Origin of the sequence: Streptomyces ambofaciens ATCC 23877, assembly GCF_001267885.1 — a bacterium.
In the GTDB taxonomy this organism is placed as follows: Bacteria; Actinomycetota; Actinomycetes; order Streptomycetales; family Streptomycetaceae; genus Streptomyces; species Streptomyces ambofaciens.
In genome coordinates, this window is sequence record NZ_CP012382.1 from 1,079,314 (window position 1) to 1,091,630 (window position 12,317).

At 73.4% G+C, this 12,317-nt stretch carries 5 protein-coding genes; 2 read left to right on the forward strand and 3 right to left on the reverse strand.

What is annotated here, in order from left to right:
* Nucleotides 1-308 precede the first annotated feature (308 nt).
* Together eccB and eccD are read right to left on the reverse strand one after the other, a co-directional pair.
* Complete coding sequence (eccB, locus tag SAM23877_RS04805) at nt 309-1,790, reverse strand: type VII secretion protein EccB (protein WP_053127220.1); 1,482 nt, start codon at nt 1,788-1,790, stop codon at nt 309-311.
* A 17-nt stretch (nt 1,791-1,807) separates the two neighbouring features.
* The gene (gene eccD, locus SAM23877_RS04810; RefSeq protein ID WP_053127221.1) at nt 1,808-3,205 is read right to left on the reverse strand and encodes a type VII secretion integral membrane protein EccD; all 1,398 of its coding nucleotides are present in this window, start codon (nt 3,203-3,205) and stop codon (nt 1,808-1,810) included.
* A 357-nt stretch (nt 3,206-3,562) separates the two neighbouring features.
* Here eccD and eccCa point away from each other — a divergent pair, with 357 nt between their 5' ends.
* The gene (gene eccCa, locus SAM23877_RS04815; RefSeq protein WP_053127222.1) at nt 3,563-7,501 is read left to right on the forward strand and encodes a type VII secretion protein EccCa; all 3,939 of its coding nucleotides are present in this window, start codon (nt 3,563-3,565) and stop codon (nt 7,499-7,501) included.
* 170 nt (nt 7,502-7,671) lie between these two features.
* On the opposite strand, the gene SAM23877_RS04820 is transcribed toward eccCa, so the two are convergent.
* Entirely contained in the window at nt 7,672-8,910 is a 1,239-nt protein-coding gene (locus tag SAM23877_RS04820; protein WP_244902918.1) for a S8 family serine peptidase, read from the reverse strand.
* A 74-nt stretch (nt 8,911-8,984) separates the two neighbouring features.
* Here SAM23877_RS04820 and SAM23877_RS04825 point away from each other — a divergent pair, with 74 nt between their 5' ends.
* Nucleotides 8,985-12,308: a right-handed parallel beta-helix repeat-containing protein gene (locus SAM23877_RS04825; RefSeq protein ID WP_053127223.1), complete on the forward strand. Its 3,324-nt coding sequence runs from the start codon at nt 8,985-8,987 to the stop codon at nt 12,306-12,308.
* The last annotated feature ends 9 nt before the right edge of the window (nt 12,309-12,317 follow it).

A 12,317-nucleotide genomic window follows, 5' to 3' on the forward strand; every position in this document is an offset into this window, starting at 1 on the left:
TGGGCAGACAGAGTGTCCCGGCGATCACGGCTGACGTACCGGGGCGATGGGGTGGCCAGATGCTATGCAGGTGACAACTTGTTTGGCAATTGCCCGCGGAACCGCCAAGTCCGCCACTCTAAAGCTCAATTGAGCACCGGGCGGGAATTACAGCCGCTCAAGTGAGCGGCGTGGGGAATTCGGCCGGACAGATCGGGTATCGGTGTCGGCCGCCGGGCGGCGCGGATCGCCCGGTTCACCATGAGGTGACCGCCCGGACACCGAGAATTCCCCTCCCGGACGGGTGCCGACGCGACCGATCGCCTTCCTCACGGCCCCGGTCGCCCGGAGCACCGCGTCGTCACGCGCGCCTCGCCCGCGGAGGCCGCCTCGGGGGTGAGATCGGGGCCGCTGGGCAGCATGGCGAGCATCGGGGACGGCATCGTCCGCGCGCGGAGGCCCTCGTAGCCCAGGGCCTTCACCGCCTCCTGGGACAGCAGCCGGTACTTCACACCCTCGTCGGTCACCAGGTACGTGGTGTCGCCCAGCGCACTGCCGCTCGCGCTCGACGCCCGCACCAACGCGCCCTTCCCCGTCCGTACGGCGATGGAGTCGACCTTCAGGCAGCCCGGTTCGACCTCGGGCGCCGGTGGCTGCACGGGCTCGGGCAGGGCAGCCTCGGGCAGCACCGAAGTGCCCACCCGCACACCCGAGTCCGCGGAGTCGACCTCCGCGCAGGCCACCGATCCGGTCGGGGTGGTGACCGCCTCCGGAGGCGTCGCGGGCAGGTCCGCCGCCCCGGAACCGCGCGCGTCGGGGGCGAGATGCCCGGCCAGGGTGTCCGCTCCGAGCGTCGTCACGGCCGCCGCGGCCCCGCCGTACGCCTTCTCACGCGTCCGCTCGTCGCCCAGCAGGAGGGCGGCACCGGTGTCGGTGAGCGGTACCAGCCCCTCGCGCGTGAGCAGGTGGTAGCGGGGCGGGGAACCGGGTACGTCGACCTTGAAGAGTTGCCCGACCCGGGTGCTCCGGCCGGCCAGTTCCGGACCCTTCTCCCCCCGACCCGGCACCTCGGCGGGCGCCAGGTCGGGCCCCAGCGGGAACGCGTCGAGGAACGCCGCGGACACCGGACGCGGAGTGACGTCGCCGTACCCGAGGGCCTCGGCCGCCTTGGCCCGCTCGTCCACGCGCAGCCGGCTGCCCTGCCACAGCAGGTACGTGGCGTCGTCCGGACCGGCGACCAGCATGCCCTCGCCACCGCCCAGTCGCCTGCCGCCGGGCACGTCCTCGGGGGCGTCGGCGCCGAGGGCCAGCGTCGTGGTCGTCGCGACGACGCCCGTCGTCCGGGGCAGGACGCCGGAACACACCAGCCAGGGCGTACGGTCCAGGTCGCCGGTGCCCGGCAGCGCCTCGGGCCCGTCGGGGATGCCGACGGGCGATCCGTGCGGCGTGCCGGCCAGCGAGGACGTGCCCACCGTCGTGACGCCGAGGTCGCCGCCGGTGACCAGCCGGGCCGACGCGTAGTTGCGCACCGGGCGCAGCCGCCCGTCCAGGTACAGGTAGCGCGCACCCGTCTGCTTGTCGACGACCAGATTCTCCCCCGAGCGCCACGAGTCGTTCCCGCCGGGCCGGATGAGTCCGAAGACGAAGGCACCGGCGCACACCAGCACGGCGATGATCACGCCGATCGCGGCACCCCGGTTGGTCCTGCCCAGCGGGCTCTCCGGGGCGTCGGGCTCGGTGCGCAGCATGGCCGACGCCAGTCGGCCCATGATGAACAGGTGCGCCTGTACTTGGTCGCGTTTGCTGTGCATGACGCCGTTCTCCCGGGTCAGCCGTTGATGCCGCGGAGCCGGCCGTAGACGCCCATCGACCAGAGCGTCAGCGGCAGGATGGCGAGGGCGGCGAGTGAGTGCAGCAACTCGGCCGCACGCCCCCAGTACGGGACGAGCCGACGTCCGGGAACGGTCCAGGAGGCGATGGTCAGCGCGGCGGCCAGCCCCGCCAGACCGGCCACCAGGGTCAGCCGGTCGGCCGGGACCAGAGAGCGCTCGGCGACGAACAGCAGCAGGACCGCGCCCCAGGCGCCGGCGGCGGTCAGCGCCAACCGCTGCCAGACGTTGCCCAGCCCCCGGCTGTGCAGCAGCAGGAGGAGCGAGAGGGCGACCACGGTGAGGATCTCGGCGAGGCCCGGCGAGGCCATGAGGGCCGCCAGGCAGGGCAGACAGACCAGGCCGATGGCGCCGTAGAGGGCGGTCATCCAGCCGTCCGCCAGCGCCGACCGCGCGTCGACCTCCGAGGACGAGTAGGGGTCGATGCCCTGCTGCAACTGCTGGACGTTGGTCGGCAGGGGTGGCATCCGCATGCCGGCCAGCCGGAACGACAGCGTCGGGACGAACCCGCCGAAGAGCACCACCACGACGGCGACCACGCCGGCCGCCTGCTGCGGTGCCAGGCCCAGGGTGATCAGGGCGGCGCCCAGCGCCCCCGCCGCCGCGACGCAGGCCGCGCCGATGAACAGCGCCGGATACACACCGACCGCCGCCAGGGCGAGCACCGTACCCGCCCCGCCGGCCGTGGAGGCGGCCAGCAGCCGTGCGCCGAGAACGGCCTCGCCGTCGGCGCCGCCCAGGTCACCACCCGGCAGCAGCCAGCCCGCCAGGGCGAAGTAGGGGGCGGCCATGAGGCCGAGCACCGAGCCCGCTCCGGAGTCCCCGACGGCCCGCGAGGCGGCGCCCGCACCGGCGATCAGCAGCACTCCGGCGGCCGCGGCGGCGACGGCCCGCGCCCAGCCCGCCGTACCCGGCAGGGCCAGCAGCACGACGCCCAGCGCGAGGGTGACCCCGGCCAGTGCGCGCAGCAGGACGCGGCCGGCCTCGGGACTCCAGCCGTACGGCCTGCGGCCCATGCCGTCGAAGACGCCGTCGACCAGATCGTCGATGTGCACCTCGGGGAGCGCCTGGTTGCGCGGCCGCAGATAAAGGTCTTCTCCGTCCCGCAGACCGAGGGAGTCCAAGGTACTCTCGGGATCGAGCGGCGGACCGCCGAGGCGCTGGAGGACCCAACCTCCGTGCTCCAGGCCCGCTTCCTCCAGATCGTCCCCTCCGTAGCCGAGCACTGTGGGCAGCAGATCGGCGACGGGGACGTCCGAGGGCACGGCCAGGTCGACGGTCCTGGCCGGAGCACGTACGGTGACGCGGCACAGGCTTGCCGTCTGAATCTCAGTCATGGGTTCGGAGTTCACACTTTCTGGCGGACCACGCGATAGGCGGTGGCTGGAAGTGGCGACGGCACACCGGTCGGTCGCCGAACGCGACGAAAAAGTCGGACGGGGCATGCGCCGACGAGTTTGACCGTACGCCGGGCTTTTCGCAACACCACTCCGGGAGTTCAGCGTCCCGGCACCCCATGGCAATACTCCCGCCGCCGTCTCGCGGGAATCTGACCCCTTACGGAAAATCTGCGGACGTTCACGAAGAGGTTCCTCCGCAATTCCTTCCGACACCGTCGATTTCCACACCATCGAGGAGGACGTTCGTTGAGCGTGATCCTGTTCCGCCGGCCGGCCCGCCGAAAAGGGCCGGAAATGCCGTCGGGGGAACTGAGTCTTCAGGAGCCGCCGACACTTCCGGAAGTCGTGCCGGACAGCTCCGCGGTGTGGACGTATCTGCCGATGGCGTTGATGTCCGTCTCCATGATGCTGATGTTCATGCGGCCGGGGATGAGTCGGGACAGCGGCGGGTTCATCTACATCGCGCTCGGTGTGATGGTGATCGCGTCGGCGGGGATGATGCTCGGCCAGGTCATGCGCCGCAACGGCGAACGCAAACAGCGAATGAAGGGTGAGCGCCGCGACTACCTGCGGTACCTGCGCCAGACCCGGCGCATGGTCCGGGCGTCCATCGTGGAGCAGCAGCGCGCCCTCGCCTGGCGCCATCCGGAGCCCGACGCGCTGTCCTCCCTGGTGCGCAGCACCCGGCTGTGGGAGCGGCGGGCGTCGGACGAGGACTTCGGCGAGGTCCGGATGGGTGTGGGCGACCAGCGTCTGGCGATGAGGCTGACGCCGCTGTCGACCAAGCCCGTCGAGGACCTGGAGCCGCTGTCCGCGCACGCGCTGCGCAGCTTCACCCGGGCCTACTCCACCGTCAGGGACCAGCCCATAGCGATCTATCTGCGGGCCTGGTCGAAGGTGCTGTTCCGCGGGGACGAGGAGCGGATACGCGGCCAGGTCCGGGCGCTGCTCGGCCAGTTGGCGGTGTTCCACTCCCCCGACGACCTGTGGATCGCGCTGTGCGTCTCGGACGAGCGGCGCGCGCAGTGGGAGTGGGCGAAGTGGCTGCCGCACGGCCTGCACCGGCACGAGGAGGACGGTGCCGGACCGGCCCGGATGATCGCCTCCGCCTTCACCGAGCTGGAGAACCTGCTCGGTGCCGAGTTCCTGGAGCGGCCGGGCGCCGACCCCGACGCGGTCCCGGGACGTGAGGAGCCGTACACGGTCGTCGTGATCGACGGCTGCACCGTGCCGGCGGGACACCGCTTCGACGGCCACGGGTTCCGCAACGCGGTGGTGCTCGACCTCACCGGGGCGCTCACCTGGAAGGCCGGGCGGACCACGTTGCGCCTGGAGGTGGGCGAGGACGGTGTCGCGCTGGTGCGCACCGACCGCGACCGCAAGGAGCAGTCGACCGTGCTCGGCCGGCCCGACCGGCTGGGGACGGTGGGAGCACTGGCGCTCGCCCGGCTGCTGGCGCCGTACCGGACGAGCGTGGGCGGTGACGACTCCAGACCGCTCGCCGACGATGTCGAACTGACGTCACTGCTGAACATCCCCGATCTGCACCGGCACGACCCGGCCACGCTGTGGGAGCGGTCGGCCGGCAGTGCCCGGCTGAGGGTGCCGATCGCGGTGAGCGGCGAGGGCAGGCCCGTGGAGCTGGACATCAAGGAGTCCGCGCAGGGCGGCACGGGCCCGCACGGCATGCTGATCGGCGCGACCGGTTCCGGCAAGAGCGAGCTGCTGCGCACGCTGGTGCTGGGGCTGGCGCTGACGAACTCCTCCGAGACCCTGAACTTCGTCCTCGTCGACTTCAAGGGCGGCGCGACCTTCCTCGGGCTCGACGAACTGCCGCACACCTCCGCGGTCATCACCAACCTCGCCGACGAGGTGGCGCTGGTCGCCCGGATGCAGGACGCCCTGCACGGGGAGCTGATCCGGCGCCAGGAGCTGCTGCGTGCCGCCGGGAACTACACCTCCGCGCTGGAGTACGAGCGGGCACGGCAGTCCGGGACGCCGCTGCAACCACTGCCCAGTCTGTTCGTGGTCGTCGACGAGTTCAGTGAACTGCTGGCCTCGCACCGCGACTTCATGGAGCTGTTCGTGATGATCGGCCGACTCGGGCGCAGCCTCGGGGTCCATCTGCTGCTCGCCTCCCAGCGGCTTGACGAGGGCCGCATGCACCAGCTGGAGAGCCATCTGTCGTACCGCATCGGTCTGCGGACGTTCTCCGCGATGGAGAGCCGGGGCGTGCTGGGCGTGCCGGACGCCTACGAGCTGCCCGCGCAGCCGGGCGCCGGATTCCTCAAGAGCGGCGTCGACGCGCTCACCCGGTTCCGGGCCGCGTACGTCTCGGGTCCGTACCGGCGGCGCCGGGCCGTCGTACAGGCGCAGGTGGCGCGTCAGGTGGTGCCGTGGACGGCCGAGTGGGTGGTGCCGCGGGCGCCCGCGGATCCGGACCCGGCGGGCGGGCCCGGCGAGCCGGAGCCCGATCCGGAGCCCGACGGCGGCGGGGAGACGCTGCTGTCGGTGGCGCTCGACCGGCTGCGCGGCTCGGGGCCGCCCGCCCACCAGGTGTGGCTGCCCCCGCTCGGCCGCCCCGCCACCCTGGACCAGGTCCTGCCTCCGCTGGCACCCGATCCCCGGTACGGCCTGACCACCGCCGACTGGCCTCTGCGGGGACGGCTCACGGTGCCGGTCGGCGTCGTGGACCGCCCCTTCGACCAGCTGCGCGACCTGCTGACCGTGGACCTGTCGGGGGCCGGCGGCCACGTGGCCGTCGCCGGGGGCCCGCAGAGCGGCAAGAGCACCCTGCTGCGGACCCTCGTCACCGCGCTGGCCCTCACCCACACGCCCCGCGAAGTGCAGTTCTACTGCCTGGACTTCGGCGGCGGCACACTGGCCGCGCTCGACGGGCTGCCGCATGTGAGCGGGGTCGCGGCGCGGGTGGACACCGAGCGGGTGGGCCGTACGATCGCGGAGGTCACCGCGCTGCTCGCCGGGCGGGAGCGGTTCTTCCTGGAGCACGGCATCGACTCCATGCCCACGTACCGCAAGCGGCGCGCGGCGGGCGAGTTCCCCGACGAGCCGCACGGGGACGTGTTCCTGGTCATCGACGGCTGGGCGACCGTGCGCCAGGACTTCGACCGGCACATCCCCACCTTCAACGCGCTGGCCGCCCGCGGGCTCAACTACGGCGTCCATCTGCTGGTCACCACCGCCCGTTGGGTGGAGCTGTCGTCCTCGGTGCGCGACCAGACCGGGACCCGGCTGGAACTGCGGATGGGTGATCCGATGGACTCCCAGATCGACTCCCGGAAGGCGGCGACGGTCCCGCGCAGCGCGGGGCGCGGGCTGACCTCCGACAAACTGCACTACCTGTCGGCGCTGCCGCGCGTCGACGGGGTCGAGGACGCCGACGACCTCGCGGACGGTGTCGCGGGGCTCGTCGCAGCGATCGCCGAGAACTGGACGGGGCCCCCCGCGCCGCGGGTGCGGATGCTGCCGGCGCGACTGCCCGCCGAGGAGCTGCCGGAGGCGGAGGGCGAGAACGGCCTGCGGATTGCCATCGGCCTGGACGAGAACGAACTGGCCCCGGTGTGGCACGACTTCGCCGAGAACCCGCACCTGATCGTGGTGGGTGACACGGAGAGCGGCAAGACGAACCTGCTGAAGCTGGTCGCCCGCGGCATCACCGGGCGGTACACGCCGGCCGAGGCGCGGATCATGACGGTGGACTACCGGCGCGAGCTGGTGGAGAGCGTTCCCGAGGCGTACCGGCTCGGGCACGCCGTGTCCCTGGACATGCTGCGCGACCTGGTCGACGGGGCGGCGCGGGCGGTCAGGCAGCGGGTCCCGGGCGAGGACATCGCTCCGTCGCGGATGCGGTCGTGCGACTGGTGGCAGGGGCCGCGGTTGTTCATCCTGGTCGACGACTACGACATGGTGGGCGGCGGGCCGATGACGCAGCCGTTCGCCCCGCTGCTGGATCATCTGGCGCTGGGGCACGAGGTGGGGCTGCACCTCGTCGTGGCGCGGTCGTCGGCGGGTGCCGGGCGCGGGCTCAACGAGGCGCTGCTGCGCAGGTTGCAGGAGGTCAACACCCCTGGGCTGCTGCTGTCGTGTCCGCCGAGCGAGGGGTACCTCTTCGGGAGCGTGAAGGGGCGGGAGCTGATTCCGGGGCGGGCCGTCCGGATCGCCCGGCGGAAGACGTCGCAGGTGCAGACGGCGATCGTGGAGGACGCGCCGTGACGCCTCCTCGGCCGGGCCGGCTCCGGGTACGACCGGCTGCCGGTGGTGCGGCCCGGCGACCGCGGGAGGCCGGTGCGCCCACCGGCGCGGTTTTCGGGGGAGGCGCCCGGTCCGCTCCGAGAGCGGGTGGGGCACGGCGCCCCGCGGCCGCGGCCGGGACTCGGCTGCGGCTAGGGAGCCGTCGGGGGGCGCCACTTCCTCGCCCTGCCGCGCGGGACGACCGCGGCGAGGGCCGCCAGCAGCAGGACCGTCGCCAGGCCCACGGCCGCGATCGTCAGGGCGCGGTCGCGGGGACCGGGGTCGGCGGGCGGCGGCATCCGCGCGGGTGCGGGGGTCGGCGCGGCAGCGGGAGTGCGGTCCTGGAGGAGGGACAGGGCGGCGTACGGGTCCAGGCGGGGGGCGTCCGACGGGTAGGCGCTGTCGAGGAGCCGCCGGGTGACCTCAGGTGCCGTGAGACCGGGGTGGTACGCGCGGACCAGTGCGGCGGTGCCCGCGACGCCCGCGGCGGCCAGCGAGGCTCCGGATCCGATGTAGTGGCCGGAGCCCTCGGGGCCGACGCTGACCATCGCGCTGCCGGGCGCGGACAGTTCGGGCTCGTGGGCGGGCGGCGCGTTCCGCTGTCGTACGCCGCCGGGCCCGAAGTCCACGACGGCGAGCGCGCCGGGCGCGGCGGCCGGCCAGTACGGGCCCACGGGCGGCTCCCCCTGCGGTCCCCGCTCCTCGCGGGGCACGGCGTCCGGAGCGGCGGGGGCGACGACCAGCGCGTCGCGCCGGGTGGCGTGGGCGACGGCCGCGGTGAGCTCGGCCTTGCCGGTGCCGAGGGCCTGGCCGACGTAGATGACCTGTGCGCCGCGGTCCGCCGCGGCCCGGATGCCGGCGGCCACGCGTTCCACGGAGGGGACCCCGCGGTCGTCGGTGCCCGGCAGGGCGAGGATCTCCGCCTGCGGGGCGATGCCGGTGATGCCGCTGCCCTTCTCCGGCGCGGCGGCGATCAGACCCGCGGCGAACGTGCCGTGCCCCACGCAGTCCTCGCCGGCTCCCCCCGCGGACTTCACCCGGCCGGACAGACTGGGGACGCCGGAGGCGACACCGGTGTCGACCACCGCGACGGTCACCCCGCCGCCGCGCGAGATCCGCTGGGCCCGGGACAGTCCGAGCGCCGCCTGCGACCACGCCGCTCCGGTGGCCGTCCGCCCCGAGGCCCCGGTGCACGGACTGCCCTCGCCGAGCCGGACGGGCAGCGGCGGCAGCAGCGTGGCCCCCGGGTCGCCGGAACCGGGACTTTCCGACGGCGCGGCGGGCGCGACCGGCGCGGTGGGGAGAGCGAGGGCCGGCCCGCCGGTGACCGGCAGGACCACGGCGACGGCCAGCACCAGACCTGCACTCCGGCCTTTCATGACATTCCGCATGAGTCGCATGATATGCACACGAGATGTACGGCACACAACGCCAACTACCGCGGCAGCACAAGGAGGTTCGAGGCGTGGCACGCCAGATACTGACGGTCGGCCCGGAACGGTCGGACGGCTTCCCGACGATCGGTGAGGCACTGGCCCAGGCCCGCACCGGGGCGGTGATCCGGGTCCGCCCCGGCCGCTACGCCGAGAACCTCGTCATCCGGCACCGGGTGACGATCGTCGGCGAGGGCGACCCGGGCACGGTCGAACTGTGCCCGCGGGACGGTACCGCCGTCACCCTCATGGCCGACGCCGTGATGCTCGGCGCCCTGACCCTGCGCGGCCGCGACAAGGAGGCCCCGGTCGTGGACGTACCGGCCGGTCAGGCCGCGCTCGACGGCTGCACCGTGACCGGCGCCGGCTGGACGGCGCTGCTGGTCCGCGGCACGGGCTCGCTGGCCGCCCGCGGCTGCCGGATAGGGAACCCCGGCGGCGCCGGACTCGTCGACTCCTCGCAGGCCGAGAGCGTCGTCGAGGACTGCGTGTTCGAGAACTTCGGCACTTCCGCGGTCGTCATCGGCGAGACCGCCGGCCCGCTCATCCGCGACTGCCGCATCCGCGGCGCGCGGGCCAACGGCGTCCTGGCGAGCGGCGAGTCGCGGGGCACCGTGGAGGGCTGCGACATCTCCGGCACCGACAAGCCGGCCATCGCCCTGGAGGGCCACAGCTCGACGCGCGTCCTGCGGTGCACCGTGCACCACACCTCGGTGGGCCTGCTGGTGACCAGCATGTCCCGCCCGGAGATCGAGGAGACCGCCTTCGAGTCCCTCGCGCAGAGCGGCGTCGTCATCTCCGGCGGGGCCGACCCGACGCTGCGCGGGTGCGTCACCCGGCGCACCAGGAACAGCGGGCTGCTCGTCCTGGACCGGTCGCGGGGGACTCTGGAGGGCTGCTCCTTCCACCACTCCACCGAGGCCGCCGTGCGGATCGTCGAGGGCAGCGCCCCGCTGCTGCGGGACACGGTGGTGAGCGACTGCGCCGACACCGCCGGGGCGGTGCAGCTCGCGGACGACTCCACGGCCGAGTTCGAACGCCTGGAGGTCCTCGACGCGGCGGGTGTCGGCATCTCGGTGCGCTCCGCCGCCGACCCCCTGCTGCGCCGCGCCCGGGTGACCGGTGCCGGCGGCCACGGCATCGTGTTCACCGACGACGGCCGCGGGCGCCTGGAGCACTGCGAGATCGAGTCCGTGGGCGGCTGCGCGCTGCACATCGACGACGACTCCGGCCCCGAGGTCAGCGACACCGTCGTGCGTTCCGCCGCCCGCTCGGGCCTGCTCGTCGGCGAACGCGGCCGGGGCACCCTGCGGGACTGCGAGATCGGCGACAGCGCCGACGCAGGGGTCGGGGTGCGGGACGGCGCGGAGATCACCCTGGAGCGGGTCCGGGTGCACGGCTCGCGGGCCCACGGCGTCCAGGTGTCGCGCGGCGGCCGGGCCGTCCTCAGCGCCTGTGAGATCACCGGGAACACGGGCGACGGCATACGGGTCGACAGCGCGGACCCGGTCGACGTCACGCGGTGCGTCGTACGCGACAACCGGGGCGCGGGGCTGCGCGGAAGCCGCGCCGGCGAGCGGCTCACGGTCGAACTGCTGACCAGCGCGGACAACGGCCTGCCGGACAGCTGGGGCGAGTCGGCCGCGACGGCCGCGGAGGACGGCGCCCCGGGCGGCTGCGGCAAGGAGCCGGAACCCGTCGGCCCGTTGGCCGAACTGGAGGCGCTCGTCGGGCTGGAGAACGTCAAGCACCAGGTGAACACGCTGGTCAACCTGAACCAGCTCGCGGAGCGCCGGCGGCGGCTCGGCATGCCGGTCCCGTCGATGAGCCGGCACCTGATCTTCGCGGGACCGCCGGGCACCGGCAAGACCACCGTCGCCCGGCTCTACGGCGGCATCCTCGCGGACCTGGGCGTGCTCAGGAGCGGTCACCTGGTCGAGGTCGCCCGCGCCGATCTCGTCGCGCAGGTCATCGGTGGCACGGCCATCAAGACCACCGAGGCGTTCACCAGCGCGCTGGGCGGGGTGCTGTTCATCGACGAGGCCTACACCCTCACGGTCGAGGGGTCGTCCAACGACTTCGGCCGCGAGGCCGTCGACACCCTGCTGAAGCTCATGGAGGACCACCGCGACGACGTGGTCGTGGTGGCGGCCGGCTACTCCGAGCAGATGGAGTCGTTCCTGACCGCCAACCCGGGACTCGCCTCCCGGTTCTCCCGCACCGTCGAGTTCGGCAACTACGCGGTGCAGGAGCTGGTGACGATCACCGAGAGCCTCTGCCGGCGGCACCAGTTCGAACTCGGCCCGCTGACCCGTGAGGCCCTCGCCGTACGCTTCGAGCAGATGACGCGCGACGCGACCTTCGGCAACGGCCGTGCGGCCCGCGCCGTGTTCGAGGACATGGTGGACCGGCAGGCCCTGCGGCTCGCGGCCATGTCCGACCCGGCGGAGGACGACCTGACGCTGCTCCTGCCGCAGGACGTCGGTGACGCGGAGGCGGCGGCCGTCGGCGGGACGGCCCAGGAGGCCGACGACGCGGCCGATCCGATGACCGAACTCACCGCCATGGTGGGGCTCGGGGCCGTGAAGCGGGAGGTCGCCGATCTGGTCAGTCTGCTGACCAACGCCCGGCAGCGGATCGCCGCGGGACTGCCCGCCCCCCGGATCAGCAACCATCTGGTCTTCAGCGGACCGCCCGGCACCGGCAAGACCACCGTCGCCCGGCTGTACGCCCGGCTCCTGCACTCGCTGGGAGTGCTCCCCCGCGACTCCCTGGTGGAGGTGGCGCGGGCGGACCTGGTGGGCCAGTACGTCGGCCACACCGCCCAGCGGACCAAGGACGTCTTCACCAGCGCGCTCGGCGGGGTGCTGTTCGTCGACGAGGCCTACACCCTCACCCCCGAGGGGTCATCCAACGACTTCGGCCGCGAGGCCGTCGACACCCTGCTGAAGCTCATGGAGGACCACCGCGACGAGATCGTCGTCGTGGTCGCCGGCTACACCGAGGAGATGGAACGCTTCCTGGCCTCCAACCCCGGCCTGACCTCCCGGTTCTCCAAGTTCGTGCGGTTCGAGGACTACAGCACGGACGAGCTGGTGACCATCGTGTCCCGGCACGCCGCCGCCTCCGGGTACGAGTGCGCCGCCGCCACCGTCGAGGCGCTGCGCGCCCATGTGGACGCCGTCCCGCGCGACCGGTCCTTCGGCAACGCCCGGCTCGCCCGGCAGCTGCTGGAGACGATGATGACGAGCCAGGCCCGTCGGCTGGGCGCACTGGATTCGCCCAGTCTCGCCGACCTCACGACGCTCCTGCCGGAGGATCTTCCGTCGGCGCGACGGCAGGGGGCGGCCCTGTGACGCGGTGAA

Bases quoted from the DNA above. Each gene is read 5' to 3' on its own strand.
- eccB (WP_053127220.1), bottom strand. From the start codon at position 1,790: ATGCACAGCAAACGCGACCAAGTACAGGCGCACCTGTTCATCATGGGC.
- eccD (WP_053127221.1), bottom strand. From the start codon at position 3,205: ATGACTGAGATTCAGACGGCAAGCCTGTGCCGCGTCACCGTACGTGCT.
- eccCa (WP_053127222.1), top strand. From the start codon at position 3,563: ATGCCGTCGGGGGAACTGAGTCTTCAGGAGCCGCCGACACTTCCGGAA.
- SAM23877_RS04820 (WP_244902918.1), bottom strand. From the start codon at position 8,910: ATGCGGAATGTCATGAAAGGCCGGAGTGCAGGTCTGGTGCTGGCCGTC.